Genomic DNA, 21,884 nt, shown 5'->3' with positions numbered 1-21,884 from the left:
AATTAACAATTACATCAAATCAATGGCTAATTCAAACATTACTACTGAATCAGGTGGTAGACAGAATATGTTTCCTACTGAAACACGTCCTTACATAGATGAGTCTGTGTCATATGACAGCTACCCACAAAATGCAGAAAAAGTTAATGGTCGTTGGGCAATGATTGGCCTTGTTGCATTAGTTGGTGCTTACGTTTCAACTGGACAAATTATTCCTGGCATTTTTTAATGAGTCCACTTTCAGGTTTCTTAGCCGTAATTGTATTCTTTACAGCCATCCTCGTTGCTTATCTAACCAAGCAATTCCAAAACGAAAATTTAAACTATTCACCTTCTAATCAAATGAAAAACACAAACACAAAAGTTAAAACAATCGAAAAAGAAAAAGTTGTTGCTGAAACTCTTAACGGCAGATTCGCAATGCTTGGACTTATTGCTGCTGTTGGAGCATATCTAACAACAGGTCAAATAATTCCTGGTTTCGTTTAAAACTAACTATTTAATAAACCTACAAACTCAGAAGAAAATGGAAAATTCAAAACCAACTTATTGGCAAAATGCCGAAAGAACTAATGGAAGAATGGCAATGATGGGCTTATTTGCACTAGTTGTAAATTATGGCTTATTCGGCTGGATAATTCCAGGAATTTTTTAAAATGAACTTAGGCTTACTTTTTCTTAAAGTAAATACTTTAGGAGTAATAACACTTTCAGAACTTGATTGGATTACCAACAACCAATCCGAATTTTCTAGGTTAGATATGGCTTTAGTTATTAGAATTGGCCGTCTTATGGATTCTAGAGTGGTAGAAATTGATAATAGATTACCTGTTTAATTCCAAAAATTGATCGTCATGAGTGTTTGTCAATAGGGATACTGACAGACACTTTTTTTATGAGAAAAAATAAAAATAAAAAAAAGAGATTGTTTCTTAGCTAAAAACAATCTCTCAATTACCTAATTCTTACATGAAAATTTCAAGTAAGCTTACAGATCTTAACTGATTTATTTTTATAGTAAATACGCAAAAATATTTTTGTTATTTATCTTTTTAAACCACCTCTTTTTATCCATAGGAACCATGTAACCCAAATAGGAGGAAGGAATCTAATTAAAAAAGAAATTTTATAAATATAAAATGGGGCATTTTCACTTTGAAACAAATTTAGCAAAAAAGAAGATATAGTTACCCAGAGCAAAATTATTAATATATTTGCTCCCAACAAAGCAAACTTATTTTGTTTGAATATCTTTGGCATAAGGTAAATTTTTTATATTCTTAATTTTAAATAATCTGGAGAAATTAATCATACTTTCTCAAAAAAACTTCAAATTTAAAATCCATATCCAAATAAAAAAAATACTGAATTTCAATCCCTCTCCAAATAACAATCCAAAAGCGATAGGAGGAGAAAATATTAAAAAAAGAATAGAGAATAAACTAAATAAAGCAAATGATCCTCTTATAAAAAAATTCTTTCTCTTTTTTCTTCTTAGATTTTTTAAGGTATTCAACTCCCACTCGATAAACCTATAGAACTTTTCTGATAACAAAAATAAATACTTCATTAATATTATTAATTCCTATCGGTTTTTCTTATTTATAAAATTAATTTCACCTGTTAGCAATAAACTTTATCCCCTTCTTCAGAAAGATAATAAATTCTATTTTCTGAACTTACAAAGAAAGTTAATCCCTTATATTGTGATCTTTTAAATTTATCTAATCTAAGTTTGTGTAAAGCCCAATTATCAGTACTTATGTCAGGATTAAATTCTTGTTCTTTTAAGAAAGGTACATAAGTTGGAATAATTTTTGTTTTTTGGGCTAACCTTCTATCTCGTTTTGAATAAAAAAATAATAAAAATAAAAGTACAAAAAGAAGAATTAATAATATATTTGTCATTGTAAATCTTTCAAATTTGAAAAAACCTTATTTTGGAGAATCAAGAACTTTTCACAATAAATTTTTTAGTAAGTAAAAAATCCTAATTTTATATTCTTGTATTTTTGAATACTTATCAAGGGTTTATCTAAATCAGATTATAGAATTAGTCGCATTTTCAACATGACTCAAAATTCCATGAATACTCCTTATGCAAAAAGAGTAGCTGAAAAATTTAGAGAGGCTCAAAACTATTTAAAAACTAATGGTTTTAGTAGATCAACTAAACATTTACTTGAAGATATTGAAAATTCTGTTGAAAAATAATGCCAATACCTCCTCACTTACCACAAATACAATATGGCTACGATGATGGCTTTACAACCATTGTTTTTGGGTTAATAGGAAGTTGCTTAGGATGTATCTTAATTTTGTTAATTTCATTTTTTGAATTTAAATTCAAAAAGCAAAATAGTAAGCCTTAAGAGACTTATTAAACATTAAATAAAAACTCCATTACATCTCCTTCGTTAACAATATATTCCTTCCCTTCACTTCTTAAAAGACCTTTAGTTTTTGCATTGGCAATTGAACCTGAATCAATTAAATTTTGATATGAAATAGTCTGAGCTCTTATAAATCCTTTTTCAAAATCAGTATGAATTACTCCTGCTGCCTGTGGCGCAGTCATCCCATCTTTTATAGTCCATGCTTTTGTCTCCTTTTCTCCCGTAGTGAAATAAGTTTTCAATCCCAATAATTTATATGTTGATCTAATTAAAGAACTTAATCCCCCTTCCTCTACTCCTAAACCCATAAGATAGTCTTTTTTGTCTTCTGGTTCTAACTCTATTAATTCAGATTCGACTTGCGCTGATATTTTTATACATTCTGTATTTTCATTGCTCGCAAAACTCTGAACTTTTGATGAGAAAGCATTACCTTCAGCTAAATCATTTTCATTTAAATTCGTTGCGTAGATAATTGGTTTAGCAGTAAGGAAGCCTAGTTGCTTAATTATTAAATTTTCTTCTTCACTCAAAGATATTGATCTAACTGAAAGGCCTTTCTCTAGCTCTTCTTCAATTTTTTCTAATAAGGTGTCTTCTTTTGCCGCCTCTTTACTGGTTCTAACCTGTTTTTTAATTCTTTCTCTTCTTTTTTGGAGTTGAGATAAATCAGCTAAATTCAATTCCAGATTAATTATCTCAATGTCATCCAAGGGATCGACCTTTCCAGAAACATGAATTACATCACTATCTTCAAAGCACCTTACAACATGAACTATTGCATCAACCTCCCTAATATTTGATAAAAATTTATTTCCCAAACCTTCTCCTTTACTAGCTCCTTTTACTAGTCCTGCGATGTCTACAAATTCAATTTTTGTTGGGATAATATCTTGGCTAGAACTTAACTTACCTAACTCTCTCAACCTTTGATCTGGGACTGAAACTATGCCTTTATTAGGTTCTATAGTACAAAAGGGGAAATTAGCCGCTTGAGCCTTAGCATTTTCTACAAGTGCATTAAATAGAGTTGATTTTCCAACATTTGGTAATCCAATAATACCTGCTTTTAACATTTGAAAAAACTTATGGAAAAATTATAAAGAAAACATCTTCTAGTAATATAGTATTTACTTAACCAATCTTGGATAAGTTAATTATAATCGTCTTGATTATTTATTTAGTTCCTAAATATTCTCTACCTCTGCTTTAAAAAGAAATGTTTGATTTAATAAAAAAAAATATAAATTTAAGAAGTGGAATTATATTGCTTTCTCTAGCTATATTTATCGTTTTTATAACCAATTCCTTCAAGAAAAATAAGTCAAAAGATATTTCTGATTTTGTAGTTCAAGTGGAAAAAGGAATCCTCTCAGATTCAATTAATACTAGTGGTGAAGTAAAAGCAATAAGGACAAGCAATATTGGGCCTCGGATGCAAGGCGTAATAAAAGAAATCAAAGTAGATGAGGGCGATCTTGTAAAAAAAGATCAGGTTTTAGCTTCTCTTGATGATGAAGAATTTATCTATAAAATTGAAGAACTTGAATTAAACGCAGAAAAACAAAAATCTGAATTTTTAAGAAGGGAATATTTATATCAAGAGGGTGCAGTAAGTAAAGAAGACTATGAAAGTTATAAAAATAACTACAACATTAGTAGCGCCAAACTAAATGATGCAAAAGCTGAAAAAAGTTTCTATCTAATTAAAGCTCCTTATGGAGGAAAGATAACTGCAAAATATGCTGAGATAGGATCATATGTCACACCAACTACAAACTTAAGTTCAGACCCTAAAACCAAGAACTTTATTTTTGAACTATCAGAGGGTTTAGAAATTGTTGCTAAAGTTCCTGAGAGTGATATTGGCAGAATAAAAACAGGTCAAGAAGCCTTAGTAAGAATAGAAGCTTATCCCTCAAAAAAATATAGTGCCATAGTTAAAAAAATAGCTACAAGAGCTGTAAAAGATAATAATGTAACCTCATTCGAAGTAACATTAAATTTTCAAGATATTTCTGAAGAAATTAAAATTGGAATGACTGCAGATCTTGAATTTAGAGTCGAAGGTAAAGAAGAAAAAATCTTAGTTCCAACAGTTTCAATTGTCACAGAAAAAGGTGAAAAGGGAATTTTGAAAGTTGATAAAAACAATTCTCCCAAATTTGAAAAAATTGAAATTGGTATTAGTAGCGGAAATAAAACTTCAGTAATTGATGGATTAGAACCTGGAGAGCAAATCTTTATTGATATTCCACCTTGGGCTAAGAAGAGAAAATGAGTTTAAAATCTGAAAACTCTAAAAAACCAATTTTACTTTTAGTCGATGGCCATTCACTTGCTTTTAGAAGCTTCTATGCATTTAGCAAAGGGATTGATGGAGGTTTAACAACCAAAGAGGGATTCCCAACAAGTGTGACTTATGGATTTCTAAAAAGCCTTCTTGATAATTGCAAAAATATTAGTCCGGAGGGTGTTTGTATTACTTTTGATACCGAAAAACCTACTTTCAGACATGAATTAGATCCAAATTATAAGGCCAATAGAGATGTAGCACCAGATGTTTTTTTTCAGGATATTGAACAACTAGAAATCATTTTAGAAGAAAGCCTTAATTTACCAATTTTTAAATCTCCAGGATACGAAGCAGATGATCTCCTAGGCACAATCGCAAATGATGCTTCTTCTAAAGGATGGTGCGTGAATATTCTTTCTGGAGATAGGGACTTATTTCAATTAGTAGATGATCAAAAAGACATTTATGTACTTTATATGGGTGGTGGTCCATATGCGAAAAGTGGAAATCCAACTCTTATGAATGAAAATGGAGTAAAAGAAAAATTAGGTGTTGCGCCAGAAAGAGTAGTTGATCTCAAAGCCCTAACTGGTGATAGTTCTGATAATATTCCAGGTATTAAAGGAGTAGGACCAAAAACTGCAATTAATCTACTAAAAGAGAACGATACGCTTGATGGAATCTATCAGGCTTTGGACAAGATTCAGCAGAACAACGATAAGAAATATAAAGGATTCATCAAAGGTTCAGTTATTGAAAAGCTCAGAAACGATAAACATAATGCTTTTCTTTCCAGAGATTTAGCAAAAATAAATACTGAGGTGCCTTTAATTTTAAGTAACGGTTATGAATTAAAAAATATAAATAAAGAACTACTTTCAGAGTCACTGAAAAAATTAGAACTATCAACACTACTTAGACAAATTGATATTTTCAATTCAACTTTCAGCAAAGGTGGTTTTGACAAAAATAATGTAGCTAAAGAGGAGGAGAAGGCACCAAAAGTCGCAGGCAATAATGAATTAGAAAATAGTGAAAATAAAATCCCTAAAGTCAACGTAACTGTTGTAAATGATTTCGAATTACTTGATAAATTAATTCAAAGATTAGATAAGACTAATCAAATAGTTTCTTTAGATACAGAGACCAATAGTTTAAATCCAATCGATGCGGAACTTGTTGGGATAGGGTTATGTCTTGGAGAAGAAAATGATGATTTATTTTATATACCTCTTGGTCATCAAACAAAAAAGGAGACCCCCAATCAATTATCAATTGAAGATGTTTTCTCAAAGCTAAGAAATTGGATAGAAGATCCAAAAAAAGAAAAGGCACTTCAAAATTCTAAATTTGATAGGCAAATATTTTTTAATCATGGACTTGATCTTAAAGGAGTAACCTTTGACACCTTGTTAGCAGACTACCTTCTTAATAATCAGGAGAAACATGGGTTAAGTGAAATTAGTTTTAGATTATTTGGATTTAAGCCTCCTTCATTTAAGGAGACAGTTGGAAAAAATAAAGACTTTTCATTTGTTGATATTGATGAAGCAAGTATTTACTGCGGTTATGATGTTTTTCTAACTTTTAAGATTGTCAAAATTTTTAAAGAAAGTTTTTCAAAGGAAAAAGATGAATTAATCAAATTGTTCGAAGAAATCGAGCTACCTTTAGAGCCGGTATTGTCACAAATGGAAATGAATGGCATAACTATCGACATCCCTTATTTGGATAAACTCTCCAAAGAATTAAAAAGCACCTTAGAAGATATTGAAAGTAAAGTTTATGAGTTAGCAGAGGAAAGTTTCAATCTATCTTCACCAAAACAACTTGGTGAGATCTTGTTTGAAAAATTAAATTTGGACAAGAAAAAATCAAGGAAAACAAAAACAGGATGGAGCACGGATGCAGTAGTTCTGGAAAGATTAGTCGACGAACATGAAATAGTCCAACATTTAATAAAACATAGAACTCTTAGCAAATTACTTAGCACCTATATTGATGCTCTCCCAAATCTTATTAACGAAAAAACAGGGAGAGTTCATACAAACTTTAATCAAGCTGCTACAGCGACTGGGAGACTAAGTAGTAGCAATCCTAATCTTCAAAATATCCCTGTTAGGACTGAATTTAGTAGGAGAATCAGAAAAGCATTCTTGCCTGAAAAAAATTGGAAACTTTTATCAGCTGATTATTCTCAGATCGAATTAAGAATACTCGCTCACTTAGCGGATGAAGAAATACTAATAAATGCATTTCATAAAAATGATGACATTCATTCTTTGACTGCAAGATTAATTTTTGAGAAAGAAGAAATTTCTTCTGATGAGAGGAGAGTTGGGAAAACTATAAATTTCGGAGTTATCTATGGTATGGGGATAAAAAAGTTTGCACGTTCTACAGGAGTAAGTACTCCAGAAGCAAAAGAATTCCTAATAAAATACAAAGAAAGATATTCAAAAATTTTCAAATTTCTTGAACTTCAAGAAAGGCTTGCCTTATCAAAAGGTTATGTAAAAACAATTTTTGGTAGAAAGAGAGAATTTAAGTTTGATAAAAATGGACTTGGAAGATTACTAGGAAAAGATCCTTACGAAATTGACTTGCAAGCCGCAAGAAGAGCTGGCATGGAAGCACAGTCACTAAGAGCCGCAGCCAATGCCCCAATTCAGGGTTCAAGTGCAGATATTATTAAAATTGCAATGGTTCAACTAAATAAAAAATTCATAGAAATGAATGTTCCAGCAAAAATGCTTTTACAAGTACATGATGAATTATTGTTTGAAGTTGAACCAGATTCTTTGGAAATTACGACGAAATTAGTTAAGAAGACTATGGAAGATTGTGTAAAATTAAATGTGCCTCTTTTAGTTGATGTTGGAATTGGAGACAATTGGATGGAGACAAAATAAACCTTATGAAATACTTATTTTAAGATGATCAAACTTTTTAATACTTTAAGCAAAAAAGTTGAGGTTTTTAAGCCTATTGATGATGTAGTAAAAATTTATTGTTGTGGGGTAACTGTTTATGATTTATGTCATCTTGGTCATGCCAGAAGTTATATCGCTTGGGATGTATTGAGAAGATTTTTAATTTACAGTGATTTCAAAGTGAAGTATGTTCAAAATTTTACAGATATTGATGACAAGATCTTAAAAAGAGCGAAAGAAGAAAGCAGTTCAATGAAGGAAGTATCTGAAAAGAATATCATTGAATTTCACAAAGATATGGATTCTTTAGGGATAATGCGTCCGGACAGCATGCCAAGAGCAACGAATCATATATGCAATATCTGTTCCTTCATAACAATCCTTGAGGACAAGGGTTATGCATACTCTAGGGATGGAGACGTTTATTATTCTGTTTTCAAAAATAAAAATTATGGAAAGCTAAGTAATCAAAATTTACAAGAACAAAATATCAATCAGCAAGGAAGAATGGTTAATGAGGAAAATAGTAAAAAACTTAATCCGCAAGACTTTGCGCTATGGAAAAAAGCCAAAGATGATGAACCATTTTTTGATTCGCCATGGGGTAAAGGTAGGCCAGGATGGCATATTGAATGTTCGGCAATGGTTAAAAATGAATTAGGAGATACTATCGATATCCATTTAGGTGGTTCTGATTTGATTTTTCCACATCATGAGAATGAAATCGCCCAATCAGAAGCAGCCAATGGCAAAAAGCTAGCGAACTATTGGTTACACAATGGGATGGTCAATGTAAATGGACAAAAGATGAGTAAATCCCTTAAAAATTTCAAAACTATCAGAGAGCTAATTAAGTCAGGTATAAGCCCTATGACTTTGAGATATTTTGTTATGACCGTGAATTATAGAAAACCACTTGATTTTACTGAAGAAGCTTTAAGGAGTGCTTCAGAAGCTTGGAAAAATATTAATGTAGCCCTTTCTTTTATGGATCTTACAAAAGGTGTTTTTAGATCTATTGATAAAGATGAATTTATCGAAGAAGAATATAAAGAGAAAATAAGTTTTGAATTATCTCAAAAAACGCTTAAATTTTCTGAGGCTCTGGGGAATGACCTCAATACAGCAGGTGCTATTGCAGTTATTTACGATTTAGCGAAACCAATAAAAAACTTTTTAAACCAATTTCAAAGGGTTGAAGGTTTTAAAGTAGACCTAAATCAAAAATTCTTTCTACTTGAAAATTTTAAAGCTCTTGCAAAGTTGACTGAGGTACTTGGTCTTAAAAAAGAAGTTTTAGTAAAAGAAAATAAAATAACAGAAGAAGAAATATCATCTCTTATTGATGAAAGATTGAAAGCAAAAATGGAAAAGAATTATGCGAAGGCCGATGAAATAAGAAATTTGTTAAAAGAAAAAGGTATTGAACTTATTGATCAATCAAAGGAAATAACAACATGGATAAGGGTCTAAATTTTAAGAAAAAAACCAATTTGAAATTTTTGTTTTTTAAATACACCTTTAAATGGGAAGATATTAGAAATATCAGAGAAAATTGAAATACATTACTGTGCTTGGTTCTACTGGTTCAATAGGGACTCAAACTCTCGAAATAGCTAGTGAGCAGCCTGATAAGTTTAAAGCCGTAGCTCTTTCTGCAGGAAGAAATATTAATTTATTAACTCAACAAGTTAAAACACATAAACCAGAGGTAGTTGCAATTGAGGATGAAAGTCTTATAGAAGATTTAAAAGATAATATTAATAACTTAGATTTAGATGATGCTCCCTTGGTTTTAGGTGGAAAGCAGGGGATTAACGCAGTTGCAGCATGGGATAAGGCAGATACTGTGGTAACAGGGATAGTAGGTTGTGCAGGCTTAATTCCAACAATGTCAGCAATTAATGCGGGGAAAAATATTGCACTTGCTAACAAAGAAACTTTAATTGCGGCAGGACCAATTGTTATTCCTGCATTAAAGAAAAATAATAGTAGGCTATTACCTGCTGATTCAGAACACTCTGCTATCTTTCAATGTTTACAAGGATTACCTAATTATGAAAATGCAGATTTTTCAACAGGAGTGATGCCTAAGGGATTAAAAGCCATACATTTAACAGCTTCTGGTGGTGCTTTCAGAGATTGGGCCGTTGAGGATTTAAAGCATGTCACAGTGGAAGATGCGACTTCACATCCTAATTGGGATATGGGTAAAAAAATAACTGTAGATTCTGCAACTCTTATGAATAAAGGATTAGAAGTTATAGAAGCTCATTATTTATTCGGGACCTCTTACGAAAATATCGAAATAGTTATCCACCCTCAAAGTATTATTCATTCAATGATTGAGATGGAAGATTCTTCAGTATTAGCTCAATTAGGTTGGCCAGATATGAAGCTACCTATTTTATATGCGATGAGTTGGCCTAAAAGATTTAAAACAAATTGGAAAAGATTAAACCTAAGTGAAATTGGGAAATTAACTTTTAAAGAGCCAGACGAGTTTAAATATCCATGCATGGGACTTGCCTATGCTGCAGGAAAATCTTCTGGGACTATGCCTGCAGTCTTAAATGCTGCTAATGAAATGGCTGTTGAACAATTCCTCAAAGAAAAAATTTCTTTTCAAGAAATTCCAATATTTATAAGTAAAGCTTGTGAATCACATATGAAGAATTTGAATTTGAGTCCCGAATTGGAGGATATTCTTGAGGTAGACAATTGGGCCAGACTTTTTGTTAAGCAAGAAATTAAAAAAGGGAAAAAATACGTAAGTATTGGATAAAAGTGAATATTAAAAAACATCTTCTACTATGCGCAACACCCACAAAACAGAAATGCTTTAAAGGCAATGAAGGTCAAAAAGCATGGGAATGTCTGAAAAAGACTTTAAAAAAATTTGAGAATGATCCCTCTATCAAAAACGTTCATATATTAAGATCAAAAGCTGACTGTTTAAGAGTATGTAAGAACGGCCCAATTCTTCTTGTCTGGCCTGATGGTATTTGGTATGAGAAAGTTTCTCCAGAAAAAATTTCAGAGATTTTTACCTCACATATTATTAACGGTAAGCCAATAGAAAAATGGATTTTTAAAAAAACACCATTTTTAAATAATCCTAGATACTAATTAACCAGTTCTTTACGACTTCGTCTGACCAGCAGCCATTAATCGAGTGAAAACCATTATGACCTCCTTTTTCGGTTATAAAAATAGTGAATTTATCAATAGATTCTTTTCTTAAATTCAAAGTATCCTTATATGGAACCCAGGGATCATCCTTGGCATGAATAAAAAGCATTGGAGGTAATTTTTTTATTGAGTTTTTGATTCTAAATATTGGAGAAGCTTTAATATAATAATCCTCTAAAGAATTAAATCCCCAACTAGGAGCTGTAAATTTCTGATCAAATTCTCTTATACTTTTTAAATTTCTAATTTTTATTCTTAATTTCTCGTTATCAAGGAGTTTGCCTTCATCATTAAATCCCTCCCATAACTGATTTTTTAAGCGGTGAAGTAACCATTTTTGGTAGATAGAATTTCTAGGTTTTTCAATACAGAGACTGCATGAAGATAAATCTAAAGGGGTACTAACGGAGGCAAGGCCATCTAAAAGTTTTTCTCCTTTGTCTTCATCGTAATCTAGGCAGGCATTTAAAAGAATTGTTCCGCCTAAAGATAATCCAACTCCGTAAATTGGAAGATTATTCATCTTAATGAGATCTTTAAACTCTAAATTAATGAATTTTTTAAAATAATTAATTGCTGAAATAACATCACTGGAACATCTAGCACAATAATTTCCTTTAGCTAAATATCTCGCTGATCCAGATCCTCTTAGATTTAATTTAAGAACTCCAAAACCATTATTAGCTAATTTCCTAGATATTCTTCTTAAACCAAACCGTTTTGTTGAGCCCCCTAAACCATGTGTAACGATTACAAAACCCCTAAGTGATTTTAAATTTTCAGGTAATTCTAAAAAACCTAAAAGATAATCACATTCAAATTTTTTAGAAAGAATTTTATTAATCGGAAAGAATATTTTTTTATTTTTTTTTGATTTACCAAAATCAATAATAAAAGTATCTCTCAAAGTTTGTAAGTCGCCACCTATCCAAGGTAAGACTTCTCGAAATGGCTTATTTTTTACGTAATCTGAAAAACTAAAAGATATACTATTATTTCTCCCCAACTCCAAGATCCTTTAATTCTCCAATCAAATCATTCAGTACCTTTTTTGCATCACCAAAGACCATTGAGGTATTAGGCAGATCAAATAAATCATTTTTTATTCCGGAGTAACCTGCACTCATACCACGCTTAATTACAAATACCGTTCTTGCTTCCTGCACATCAAGAACTGGCATGCCATATAAAGGAGAAGAGCTATCATTTTTAGCTTGAGGATTAACCACATCATTTGCTCCTAAAACTAAAACAACATCCGTTGCTGGAAAATCAGGATTTACAACGTCCATCTCTTTAAGTTGTTCGTAAGGAACATCTGCTTCTGCTAAAAGTACGTTCATATGTCCAGGCATCCTCCCTGCTACAGGATGAATTGCGTAAACAACTTCAATACCATTTTGCTCTAGTTTCTTTGTCACTTCTCTTAAAGTATGTTGAGCTTGAGCTACTGCCAGACCATAACCAGGAACAATAATTACCTTGTTGGCTGCTTCTAAAGTCAATGCACATTCTTCAACACTGCAAGAAGTTATATTTGTATATTCTCCTGAACCAGAAGAGGCCGTACTTTGAGCAGATAAAGATCCTCCAAAAAGAACTGAGACCAATGATCTATTCATACCCTTGCACATTACTTGAGTCAGTATTAGACCTGCCGCTCCAACCATTGCTCCTGCTATTATCAAAAGCTGACTATTTACAACGAAACCTGCCGCTGCTGCAGCAATCCCTGAATAGCTATTTAATAAAGAAATAACAACTGGCATATCAGCTCCACCAATTGGCAACGTAACTCCAATACCTAATAGAGAAGAAACTATAACTAAAAGCCAAATTGAACTGGTATTACCGTTTATCAAATCAAAAAAGGCTATTAAGGAAGCAACTGCAAAAACAATATTTACAAAATGTCTAACTTTGCTCTGCGTCCATCCTGGGGTTGACAACCAACCCTGTAGCTTTGCCATTGCCACAATTGAACCTGTGAAAGTTATGGCACCAACAAATATTGAAACAGATATAGAAACTTGGTTAATAAGTGAACTACTAGATATAGGGAAAATAGCTACTCCCAAGGCCACCAAAAGTGATGACATCCCTCCACAACCATTGAACAATGCAACTGTTTCAGGCATAGAGGTCATAGGTACTTTTTTTGCAAGTATTGCTCCGAATAAACTTCCTGTGATTGATCCGATTATTATCCAAATCCAAGACTGAATAGCAATTCCAGATGTTCCCAAATAATAAGAAAGTAATCCAACTACTGATAGCGACATTGCAAATGCAGCTAATCTATTGGCATCCCTTGCTGATTTTACTTTTGACAATCCTTTTATTCCCAAAGCCAGCAAAAGTACGGCTAGAAGGTCAATTACGAATTGAATGATTTCAGGTAGAGTCATGTTCAAAATTACTTCTTATTTGATGGTTTACGACTAAACATCGCAAGCATTCGATCAGTTACAAAGAAACCGCCTACAACGTTGAAAAGAGCAAATCCAAGAGAAACTGAACCAATGATTAAAAGTGGGACGTTACCTTCTGCTTTTACGATACAAGTTAATGCTGCAAGCATTGTTATTCCTGAAATTGCATTTGCTCCACTCATTAGGGGTGTGTGAAGAGTAGGAGGAACTTTTCCAATTAACTCGAGGCCTAATAAACTACCAAGTAAAAGAACCCAAAGAAGATTTATAAAAGACATAATTTTAAAACCTCAATTTTCAAAAACTTTATTTTGAAGAACAACTCCTTCATCGCTTAATAAACATCCAGAAATGAGTTCATCCTCTTTATCTAATTTAATTACACCATCTTTTATAAATGGTGTAATTAAAGATGTTAAGTTCTTAGCATAAAGCGAACTTGCATCGTAAGGGACTGAAGAGGGTAATTCGCCCGCTCCTATAAGTTTTACCCCATCTTTGAAAATAGTTTCATTTGATTTTGTTCCTTCGCAGTTCCCTCCCTGAGAAACTGCTAAATCAATAACTACTGCTCCAGGCCTCATTTTTTCAATCATGGGTGAGTCTATTAAAACAGGGGCCTTTTTACCAAGAACTTGCGCAGTACATATAGCAACATCAGCTTCAGATAAATATTTAGTTAAAGTAGACTTCTGTTTTGAGAGAAATTCGGGTGTTACGGCTTTTGCATAACCTCCTGCCTCTCCGGGCTTTTCGTCCACTTCAGGAAGTTCTATAAATCTTGCTCCTAAGGACTCTACTTGTTCTTTAACAGCAGGTCTAATATCAGATACAAATACTATTGCACCAAGTCTTTTTGCTGTCGCAACTGCCTGCAATCCTGCGACCCCTCCTCCAAGTACCACTACTTTGGCAGGTTGGACTGTGCCTGCTGCAGTCATAAGCATTGGGAAATATCTATCCAACTCACTTGCAGCTAAAAGAACTGCTTTATATCCGGCGATATTGGCCTGAGAAGAGAGAACATCAGAAGATTGCGCTCTACTAATCCTTGGAAGCAACTCTAGTGATAAAGCTGAAATCTTATTATTATTAATAATTCTGAGAAGCTCCTTGTTACCGTATGGGTTAAGAAGACCAAGAAGAACAGCGCCTTTCTTTAATTTAGTTAAATTATCCTCTGATGGGGTTTGAACACAGAATATTAAATCCGCTTCACTCCAAATTTTTTGGTCAAAATTATTTATTATTGTTCCGCCCGATTCTTCATATGATAAGTCACTAAATCCTGATAATTTTCCCGCTGAACTTTCTATATAAACATCACATCCAAGGCTTTTTAATTTCTTGACTGCTTCTGGTGTAGCTGAAACTCTCCTTTCACCAGGGCTTGTTTCGGAAGGAATAAGTATCTTTGTCAATTTATTTATTTTTTTAACATACTAAATATAAATTGAAGAAAGTCAAAAGTCTTGGATTTTTGTTAAAAATATATTTTCTTTTCTTTAAAAAATAGCTATCTAGAATATGTAGATGCCAAATGATCCAATGAGTATAAAAGCAATCGAATGTCCTGATGGAGTATGTCACAGTCATCATGGTGGTCATGCTGTTCCAAGACAAGCTATGCAGAAAAATCTAGAAAAGCATGGTAAGGACTGGTGTGAGAAATTAGCTGAGAGAATTTATGAAATGTCAGTTGATACTTATTCACAGACCGTCATGCCCAGTCTCCACTCGGCAGGTTGGCAAAGAAGACATTTAGATTGGGAATTTAAGCTGGCAGAAAATGATTCTGAACCTGATGAAGCTCTTGTTGAAGGAATTATTAATGCCACAGAAAGTTTTCTAAGAAGTAGTGAGGTGCATCGATTATTTATTCAGGAATTAGTCCAAGGCACATTTGAGGAAGCAAATGACAAAAAAATAATTTCTAAAGCGATAAAATCTATTATTGAAGAAGAAATTGTTATTTCACTAAGAGAAAAAAAAGAAACTCTTTTAAAGAAAATATCCGCAAAATTAATGTCAGAAGAAAAAGTTAGCGAGGAACTTGCAATAAATTCCGCTAAAGAGGGTTTTGAGGAAGTGGAAAGGCTACTTGCAAACCATAGTGAAGCAGTTTAACACTATTTTTTTACATTTTCTTTATAATTTCCTCGAAAATTGACTCAAATATAAATTAAACATTAAATTATTGTTTGGAATTACGAAGTTGTAACTTATTAGACAATACTTAAACCTTTTTTTGTGTTTATCTATATACAAATTTTTAAGTTTCTATGGACAATTTCATTAGGAAAAGGATAGATATTGCGACTTGTTGGGCTACCAACAGAATTTCTGCAATGGATACTCTAGAAAGATATGAAGATAGCTATGCAATTGCAGAAGAATTTAGAGAGTGGATATTACATATTGGAGAAAAAAACGAAAATTTAAAAGATTCTGTTTTAAACTTTCCAAAGGAATTAAAAGAATTATTAGATCAAAAAGTAAACGATTAAATAATAAATCTTTCGAGTTAGATCCGTCCGACATTATTTAGGTTTGTTTATTATTATTTAGTAGTGATATCTGCAAAAATGGAAAATAAAGAAAGTTCTAACGTTGAAAATGTAGTAATTATTGGTTCAGGTCCGGCGGGTTACACTGCAGCAATATATGCGGCTAGAGCCAATCTCCAACCTTTGCTTGTAACAGGATTTAATTCTGGTGGAATTCCTGGAGGGCAATTAATGACTACAACATTTGTTGAAAATTATCCAGGTTTCCCTGATGGAGTACTAGGTCCTGAATTGATGGATTTAATGAAGGCTCAGGCAGAGAGATGGGGTACTAATTTATACGAAAGTGATGTTATTTCAATAAACACTGATTCACATCCCTTTGAATTAAAAACTTTAGAGGGGGATATAAAAGCTAACTCAATTATTATTGCAACTGGAGCAAGTGCAAATAGATTAGGAGTGATAAATGAAGATAAATTCTGGAGTAAAGGAATAAGTGCTTGTGCAATATGTGATGGAGCAACCCCACAATTCAGAGATGAAGAATTAGCTGTTATAGGTGGAGGCGACTCTGCATGTGAAGAAGCCGCATACCTAACAAAGTATGGTAGCAAAGTTCATTTGATTGTTAGATCAGAAAAATTAAGAGCTAGTGGAGCAATGGTTGATAGAGTAAAAGCTAATTCAAAAATAGAAATCCACTGGAACACAAAAGTAGAGAAAGCTAATGGTTCTGAATGGCTTGAGAAAATAGAAACTATTCACTCTCAAAAAGGTAAAGGTGAAATCAATATTAAAGGGCTTTTTTATGCAATAGGACATACCCCTAATACAAAGTTCTTAGGCAACAAAATTGATTTAGATAATAAAGGATATATTGCGTGCAAATCAGGTCGGCCAGAGACATCTATTGAAGGCATTTTCGCTGCAGGTGACGTTGTCGATTCAGAATGGAGACAAGGAGTTACTGCTGCAGGAACAGGTTGTATGGCCGCATTAGCTACTGAAAGGTGGCTAGCCAAGAAAAACTTAGCAAAAACAATAGTCAGAGAATCACCCGAACCAGAAAAAAAACTTAACTCATCAGAATTTAATGAAGACGAAGTGAATGAAGAAACCTTTGATGCAAACGCTGAATGGCAAAAAGGCAGTTATGCATTAAGGAAACTTTATCATGAGAGTAAAAAACCTATACTAGTTATTTTTAGTTCCCCAAGCTGCGGTCCATGTCATGTTTTGAAACCTCAATTAAAAAGAGTAATTAAAGAACTTGATGGTGCAGTTCTCGGCGTTGAAATAGATATTGATAAAGATCAAGATATTGCAAAACAAGCTGGAATTAACGGCACACCAACAGTTCAACTTTTTAAAGAAAAATTATTAAAAAAACAATGGCAAGGCGTTAAACAAAGAAGTGAATTTAACGAAGCGATAAAAAATATTATCTAAAGTGATTCGGGACTTATTTATTATTTCTCTTGGGATTATTTTTATTAGTTGTAGGTTTTGAACCACCTGCATTCCTCTCCCGATAAGTTATCCTTCCTCTAGAAAGGTCGTAAGGACTAATCTCAACTAAAACTTTATCACCAGCCAATAATTTAATTCTAAATTTAGTCAATTTACCAGCAGCTCTGCATAAACATTGATGTCCTTCCGGCTGCTCTAAAGTAACCAAATAAAAACCATTTCCCTGCTCTTTTTCTATTACACCAGAAGTTTCAATCATTAAATAATTTTTTACTACATTTATATTATCAGAAAAAGATTGGCCAAATTAATATGAAAAAATACAAATCAAAAATTAAAGAAATTCAACTTAAATTGAAAATTGAATTTCTTTAATTAATTGAAGTTGACCATAGTAAAAATTAGCTTTTGCTATTTTTTCAGAATCTTCTAATTGATCAAAAAAAACAAATCCAAGACTTTCCCATAATGTGGATCCACAAACGTTGTTCAATTCATTTTTTGCTTCTTTTGCAAAATTATCAAGTTTTCGTTCGAGATTTTTTGACTTAGAAACAGACATTGATTATTTTATAGAGATAGTACAAATATACTATAAAGATCTAAAATTGCAATATTAAAAAGGTAATCTCTTTTTTTCTTCAATATTAAGATCAGCTTCCATTTCCCTTAATCTCTTAAGTATTTGTTGATAGTATTCTTTGATATAACTATCTAAGGAAGTCATATCTTCTTTTTTTAGATTCAATATTTCGTAGGTGTTGCTCATGTCAGCATCTAGTGATTCTCCACTACTTGTTACTTCAGCGAAAGCCAACCTTTCAGCAACATTTAAAGAGTCTTGGAAAAAAGAAACTACTTTTTGAGTAACACTAATCAGAAAAGGAGAAACTCTAAAAATTTTAGCCTTCTTTTCGCTAAATTTTTCACATAAGGATATAACTTCGTTTGAATCCCATGCTTTGGGACCAACCAATGGTAATGATGTCTTATGGGTTTTTGAATTATCTACTGATGAGACAATAACTTTAGCCATGTCTTGAGTATTCATATAAGCAATCTTCGTTGGAGTTCCACTCATCCAGACTGCTTGACTATCTAAAATTGGAATAGCAAATTGACTTATAACTCCTTGCATAAAAGCTGCACATTTGAAAATTGTATAATCTAGATCAGATTGCTCAAGAAGTTTTTCAGTACAATATTTTATATCCATTAATGGAACATTTCTAAATTTTTCTGTTAAGAGGATTGAGAGGAATATGACTCTCTTTACATTTAGAGAATCGCAAGCATTGAACAAGTTGACTTTTCCATCCCAATCTGTCTCATAAATACTTCTAGGATCATCTGGTTTACTGGTAGCGGCATCAATAACAACCTCAATACCTTGCAATGCATATTCAATATCAGAGGAGTTTAATAAATTACCTTTTGTCAGCTCACAACCCCATTCTTGTAGAAAAGAAGCTTTTCTTGGGTTTCTAACGAAGCATCTTACTTCGTGTCCATCTTCTATAGCTTGCTTTGCTATTTGCCTACCAAGTGTTCCTGTTGCCCCTACTAAAAGAATCTTCATATTTAAGATTTACTTAACCTGTAGACCATAACTCAATTTATTATGTATTCGTGAGAATCAATCCCCTTGGAACTTTAATAACAATGCTCCTCCAACCAATCCTATTGGTATGAGTATCCAAAAAACTGCTGCAATACTAAAAATTTCTTTAGCCATAGTAAAACTCAATCATTACTATAATTTACATTCTATATACATTTTTTTGTTAAAAAAGTAGATAATGCAAATATCTTGAAAATTTTGAATATATGAATCTCCATTACAAAAAAGAAAATATTGGATTTTCTAATTACTGGAATTGGAATGGTTTTAAAATTTGTTGGAGTGTTATAGGCGAAGATAATGAAATTCCAATTATCTTTCTCCACGGATTTGGCGCTAATCAAAAACATTGGAGAAACAATTTAGAATATTTTGCAAACAAGAATTGTGCCTCTTATTCAATAGATTTATTAGGTTTTGGAGATTCAGATCAACCTGGAATAAATCAAATTGGGAAATTAAATAATGAGATTTGGTCCAATCAGGTGAAAGACTTTATTGCGCAAGTCATAAGGCCAAAGAATCCCAGGAAAGTAATTCTTATTGGCAACTCCCTTGGATCATTAGTTGCTTTAACATGCGCTGTTTTACTAGAGGATGAGATTGAAACAGTTGTTGCATCGCCACTGCCAGATCAAATTCAATTAAGCAAGAAAAAAAGTACAATAAGACCATTTTTAAAAAATTTCAAAGATAGATTTATAAAAATATTCTTCATATTTTTGCCATTAGAGATTATTTTATTTTTAATAACCAAATTCGGAATAATAAAACTTGGTCTAAATTCTGCCTATTTCAAGAAAGATAATATCGATAGCGAACTAGTAGATTTGGTAACAAAACCAGTTTTAAGGAAAACTTCTGCTAGATCATTGAGAGCAATGTGTATTGGAATGTCTACAAGGAATGAAAATTTTCAAGCTTCTTACCTTTTAAAAAAACTTAGCGCTTCAAAAAAAGTTCCTTTTTTATTAATTTGGGGAGATAAAGATAATTTCATACCTTTGTTTATTGGTAAAAGGATTGCAAATTTCCATAGATGGGTAAAATTAAAAATAGTATCTAACTCAGGACATTGTATCCATGATGAAGATCATGCAGTATTTAATAGAATCTCTTTTGAATGGATTAGAGATTTAAAAACTTTTTAAATATGAAACATACATTATCAGTGCTTGTAGAAGACGAGTCAGGGGCTTTAAGTAGAATCTCAGGTCTCTTTGCTAGGAGAGGATTCAACATTGATAGCCTCGCAGTCGGACCGGCAGAATCCAAAGGGATATCAAGGTTAACAATGGTCGTAGAAGGTGATGATGAGACTCTTCAACAAATGACTAAACAACTCAATAAGTTATTTAATGTTTTGGGAGTTGTAGATTTTACTAATTTAGCTGCTGTGGAAAGGGAATTGATGTTACTGAAAGTTTCCTCGAAAGAAGATACTCGGAGTAATATCCTAGATATTGTTCAAATATTCCGTGCCAAGGTTGTTGATGTTTCAGATATAGCTTTAACGCTAGAAGTCGTAGGGGATCCTGGGAAGTTAGTTGCTCTAGAGAAATTACTAGAACCTTACGGCATTCTTGAAATAGCAAGAACTGGCAAAGTAGCTCTGAAACGCTCTTCGGGAGTTAATACAGAAATGTTAAAGATTAACAAATATTCTCTAGAAATCTAATTAGATATCAGAACTTCCTTTATGTAGTCTTCTTTATTAATTTTTTCAAGTACATCTAATCCTCTTATAACTTTTCCAAAAATTGAATATCTTCCGTCTAGTTCTGGAAATTTATTCGTTACGAAAAAAAATTCGGTGGATGAAGATTTATTTTTTCCGCTCTTAACCATGGCAATTGACCCCCTCTCAAAAGTATTAATTAAATAATTAATTTCATAAGGATTTGTTATTTGATAATTATATCTAGGCTTTTTTTCTTCTTTGAATTTTATCTCTAGAGGTATCGTAGGGATTGCCTTATTCAAAGTTTGATTCTCTTTACTGTAAAGTTGATTGTCCGGATTAACACCTCCATGTATTAACTTGATTTGGGGATAATTTATTATCTTATAAAATTTGTGATTTACGTAAATATTATTATTTATATTTTCTAAAAAGTTTGATACTGTAACTGGATTGTTTTGACCATCTAGTTTAACCTCAAAATTACCCTTTGAGGTTTTAAAAGAAATAACCTTATCAACTTGAATACAATTAAATCTTAGTTTTTGACAATAATAATTTGAATTTATCTCCTTTTTAAAACTACAAGCTGTCATCAAAAACAAAAGCTGAACTAAAGAAGCTACTTTTATAAAATATTTTTTTATTTTAAGCCCTCCAAATTAACATTCAAAAACTTAGCCAAACGTGCCCCTTCTTCTTCAACTTGAAGTAGTGGTTTAAGTTCCCCTGCGCCGCTTAACGGGAGAGGTTTTTTCCTACCTTTGAGTACTAAAGCAATCCTTCTTCGTGGGTTAAATCCCTCACTTATATCCAACTTAACTGATTTAATTTCATCAAAGTTTAACTTGACTTCAATATCCTTAAATAATCCTTTTCTTTTAATTTCTACAGATTTTGATGATTTATCAAAAGAATTACTTCCTGAACCAAAGTTGATATAAACCAAATACCATAAATAAAAATTTAAGAGATTAGCTATAACGCCATAAGCTCCCATTATTATTCCTTGCGGAATAAATAATAAAGTCGATGGATTTCCTATGGGTAATAAATCCTTTCCTGTGTAGCTTGATAAAGAAGCCAAAAGGAAACCTACACCCCCAATAGTCAACATTCCACCAATAATATAATTTGAAATTTTTCTTGATCCGCCAATTTTTTGTTCGATTTTATCGAAAGACGTGAGGTCTGAATTCATTTTTATCTTTTTTTTGAGCCTAATGCAGATAATTTAACAAATTAAGGGAGTATTCTTACCTATTTTTTAATAAAAAAGTCAGGAAAGCTTTACAAGGCATTTCAGATATACAAATATTTCCCCACATTACTCTCAATCTTTGTTACAGTCAC

General features: G+C 32.3%; 28 protein-coding genes. 16 read left to right on the top strand and 12 right to left on the bottom strand.

The annotated features are described in order from the left end of the window. The first annotated feature begins 22 nt into the window (after positions 1–22). The 4 genes from JJ847_05300 to JJ847_05285 are packed head-to-tail and all read left to right on the top strand — an operon-like array spanning position 23 to position 836. Positions 23–229: a high light inducible protein gene (locus tag JJ847_05300; protein ID MBO6960299.1), complete on the top strand. Its 207-nt coding sequence runs from the start codon at positions 23–25 to the stop codon at positions 227–229. Next, positions 229–489: a high light inducible protein gene (locus JJ847_05295; GenBank protein MBO6960298.1), complete on the top strand. Its 261-nt coding sequence runs from the start codon at positions 229–231 to the stop codon at positions 487–489. The genes JJ847_05300 and JJ847_05295 overlap by 1 nt, the downstream gene beginning before the upstream one ends. Positions 490–526: 37 nt before the next feature. Further along, positions 527–655 carry a high light inducible protein gene (locus tag JJ847_05290; GenBank protein ID MBO6960297.1) on the top strand — a complete coding sequence of 43 codons (129 nt, stop codon included), beginning with the start codon at positions 527–529 and terminating at the stop codon, positions 653–655. Between the two features lies 1 nt (position 656). Then, positions 657–836, top strand: coding sequence for a hypothetical protein (locus tag JJ847_05285; GenBank protein MBO6960296.1), 180 nt, complete (start codon positions 657–659; stop codon positions 834–836). Between the two features lie 787 nt (positions 837–1,623). On the opposite strand, the gene JJ847_05280 is transcribed toward JJ847_05285, so the two are convergent. Next, on the bottom strand, positions 1,624–1,908 hold the full coding sequence (locus JJ847_05280; protein MBO6960295.1) for a cytochrome B: 285 nt from the start codon (positions 1,906–1,908) through the stop codon (positions 1,624–1,626). A 162-nt stretch (positions 1,909–2,070) separates the two neighbouring features. Here JJ847_05280 and JJ847_05275 point away from each other — a divergent pair, with 162 nt between their 5' ends. Then, on the top strand, positions 2,071–2,214 hold the full coding sequence (locus tag JJ847_05275) for a hypothetical protein (protein ID MBO6960294.1): 144 nt from the start codon (positions 2,071–2,073) through the stop codon (positions 2,212–2,214). Beyond that, complete coding sequence (locus JJ847_05270; GenBank protein ID MBO6960293.1) at positions 2,214–2,372, top strand: hypothetical protein; 159 nt, start codon at positions 2,214–2,216, stop codon at positions 2,370–2,372. Before JJ847_05275 ends, JJ847_05270 begins: the two co-directional genes overlap by 1 nt. 8 nt (positions 2,373–2,380) lie before the next feature. Here JJ847_05270 and ychF read toward each other — a convergent pair whose 3' ends face one another. Continuing rightward, positions 2,381–3,472, bottom strand: coding sequence for a redox-regulated ATPase YchF (ychF, locus tag JJ847_05265; protein MBO6960292.1), 1,092 nt, complete (start codon positions 3,470–3,472; stop codon positions 2,381–2,383). Positions 3,473–3,615: 143 nt separating this feature from the next. Here ychF and JJ847_05260 point away from each other — a divergent pair, with 143 nt between their 5' ends. From JJ847_05260 to JJ847_05240, 5 genes are all read left to right on the top strand, one after another. Then, on the top strand, positions 3,616–4,677 hold the full coding sequence (locus tag JJ847_05260) for an efflux RND transporter periplasmic adaptor subunit (protein ID MBO6960291.1): 1,062 nt from the start codon (positions 3,616–3,618) through the stop codon (positions 4,675–4,677). Continuing rightward, complete coding sequence (polA, locus tag JJ847_05255) at positions 4,674–7,604, top strand: DNA polymerase I (protein MBO6960290.1); 2,931 nt, start codon at positions 4,674–4,676, stop codon at positions 7,602–7,604. Before JJ847_05260 ends, polA begins: the two co-directional genes overlap by 4 nt. Before the next feature lie 24 nt (positions 7,605–7,628). Further along, positions 7,629–9,098 (top strand): cysteine--tRNA ligase, encoded by a 1,470-nt coding sequence (locus tag JJ847_05250; GenBank protein ID MBO6960289.1) that lies wholly within the window; start codon positions 7,629–7,631, stop codon positions 9,096–9,098. 82 nt (positions 9,099–9,180) lie between these two features. Then, positions 9,181–10,410, top strand: coding sequence for a 1-deoxy-D-xylulose-5-phosphate reductoisomerase (locus JJ847_05245; GenBank protein ID MBO6960288.1), 1,230 nt, complete (start codon positions 9,181–9,183; stop codon positions 10,408–10,410). Positions 10,411–10,412: 2 nt separating this feature from the next. After that, a complete protein-coding gene (locus JJ847_05240; protein MBO6960287.1) occupies positions 10,413–10,754 on the top strand; it encodes a (2Fe-2S) ferredoxin domain-containing protein in 342 nt (113 codons plus the stop codon). On the opposite strand, the gene JJ847_05235 is transcribed toward JJ847_05240, so the two are convergent. The 4 genes from JJ847_05235 to JJ847_05220 are packed head-to-tail and all read right to left on the bottom strand — an operon-like array spanning position 10,744 to position 14,670. After that, the gene (locus JJ847_05235; protein MBO6960286.1) at positions 10,744–11,829 is read right to left on the bottom strand and encodes an alpha/beta hydrolase; all 1,086 of its coding nucleotides are present in this window, start codon (positions 11,827–11,829) and stop codon (positions 10,744–10,746) included. The two genes, JJ847_05240 and JJ847_05235, sit on opposite strands and share 11 nt — an antisense overlap. Further along, positions 11,810–13,225 (bottom strand): NAD(P)(+) transhydrogenase (Re/Si-specific) subunit beta, encoded by a 1,416-nt coding sequence (locus tag JJ847_05230; protein ID MBO6960285.1) that lies wholly within the window; start codon positions 13,223–13,225, stop codon positions 11,810–11,812. The genes JJ847_05235 and JJ847_05230 overlap by 20 nt, the downstream gene beginning before the upstream one ends. An 8-nt stretch (positions 13,226–13,233) precedes the next feature. Beyond that, positions 13,234–13,527, bottom strand: a complete 294-nt coding sequence (locus tag JJ847_05225; protein MBO6960284.1) for an NAD(P) transhydrogenase subunit alpha — start codon at positions 13,525–13,527, stop codon at positions 13,234–13,236. 12 nt (positions 13,528–13,539) lie between these two features. After that, positions 13,540–14,670, bottom strand: coding sequence for a Re/Si-specific NAD(P)(+) transhydrogenase subunit alpha (locus JJ847_05220; protein MBO6960283.1), 1,131 nt, complete (start codon positions 14,668–14,670; stop codon positions 13,540–13,542). Between the two features lie 127 nt (positions 14,671–14,797). Between JJ847_05220 and JJ847_05215 the strand changes: the two genes are divergently transcribed. The 3 genes from JJ847_05215 to trxB all read left to right on the top strand — a co-directional run bounded on the left by JJ847_05215 (position 14,798) and on the right by trxB (position 17,208). Then, positions 14,798–15,376, top strand: coding sequence for an EF-1 guanine nucleotide exchange domain-containing protein (locus JJ847_05215; protein ID MBO6960282.1), 579 nt, complete (start codon positions 14,798–14,800; stop codon positions 15,374–15,376). Between the two features lie 155 nt (positions 15,377–15,531). Continuing rightward, positions 15,532–15,756 (top strand): hypothetical protein, encoded by a 225-nt coding sequence (locus tag JJ847_05210; GenBank protein ID MBO6960281.1) that lies wholly within the window; start codon positions 15,532–15,534, stop codon positions 15,754–15,756. Positions 15,757–15,834: 78 nt separating this feature from the next. Next, positions 15,835–17,208, top strand: a complete 1,374-nt coding sequence (gene trxB, locus JJ847_05205; GenBank protein MBO6960280.1) for a thioredoxin-disulfide reductase — start codon at positions 15,835–15,837, stop codon at positions 17,206–17,208. A 13-nt stretch (positions 17,209–17,221) separates the two neighbouring features. Here the strand turns inward: trxB and infA are convergent, their stop codons facing one another. The 4 genes from infA to petM all read right to left on the bottom strand — a co-directional run bounded on the left by infA (position 17,222) and on the right by petM (position 18,964). Beyond that, on the bottom strand, positions 17,222–17,488 hold the full coding sequence (gene infA, locus JJ847_05200; GenBank protein MBO6960279.1) for a translation initiation factor IF-1: 267 nt from the start codon (positions 17,486–17,488) through the stop codon (positions 17,222–17,224). A 90-nt stretch (positions 17,489–17,578) separates the two neighbouring features. Further along, the gene (locus JJ847_05195; GenBank protein MBO6960278.1) at positions 17,579–17,791 is read right to left on the bottom strand and encodes a hypothetical protein; all 213 of its coding nucleotides are present in this window, start codon (positions 17,789–17,791) and stop codon (positions 17,579–17,581) included. A 54-nt stretch (positions 17,792–17,845) separates the two neighbouring features. Then, entirely contained in the window at positions 17,846–18,808 is a 963-nt protein-coding gene (locus JJ847_05190) for an NAD(P)H-binding protein (GenBank protein MBO6960277.1), read from the bottom strand. A gap of 57 nt (positions 18,809–18,865) precedes the next feature. Further along, complete coding sequence (petM, locus tag JJ847_05185) at positions 18,866–18,964, bottom strand: cytochrome b6-f complex subunit PetM (protein MBO6960276.1); 99 nt, start codon at positions 18,962–18,964, stop codon at positions 18,866–18,868. 92 nt (positions 18,965–19,056) lie between these two features. Between petM and JJ847_05180 the strand changes: the two genes are divergently transcribed. Continuing rightward, positions 19,057–20,001 carry an alpha/beta fold hydrolase gene (locus JJ847_05180; protein ID MBO6960275.1) on the top strand — a complete coding sequence of 315 codons (945 nt, stop codon included), beginning with the start codon at positions 19,057–19,059 and terminating at the stop codon, positions 19,999–20,001. 2 nt (positions 20,002–20,003) lie between these two features. Then, entirely contained in the window at positions 20,004–20,528 is a 525-nt protein-coding gene (gene ilvN / locus JJ847_05175; GenBank protein MBO6960274.1) for an acetolactate synthase small subunit, read from the top strand. Here the strand turns inward: ilvN and JJ847_05170 are convergent. Both JJ847_05170 and JJ847_05165 read right to left on the bottom strand, forming a co-directional pair. Then, a complete protein-coding gene (locus tag JJ847_05170; GenBank protein ID MBO6960273.1) occupies positions 20,525–21,130 on the bottom strand; it encodes a peptidylprolyl isomerase in 606 nt (201 codons plus the stop codon). The genes ilvN and JJ847_05170 overlap by 4 nt on opposite strands. Positions 21,131–21,174: 44 nt before the next feature. Further along, on the bottom strand, positions 21,175–21,732 hold the full coding sequence (locus JJ847_05165) for a photosystem I assembly protein Ycf4 (protein MBO6960272.1): 558 nt from the start codon (positions 21,730–21,732) through the stop codon (positions 21,175–21,177). Positions 21,733–21,884 lie beyond the last annotated feature (152 nt).

Origin of the sequence: Prochlorococcus marinus CUG1438 (assembly GCA_017644325.1) — a bacterium.
GTDB lineage: Bacteria > Cyanobacteriota > Cyanobacteriia > PCC-6307 > Cyanobiaceae > Prochlorococcus_A > Prochlorococcus_A marinus_AA.
The sequence above is the reverse complement of the archived record's forward strand: the minus strand, read 5'-3'. Positions and strand labels throughout refer to the sequence as shown.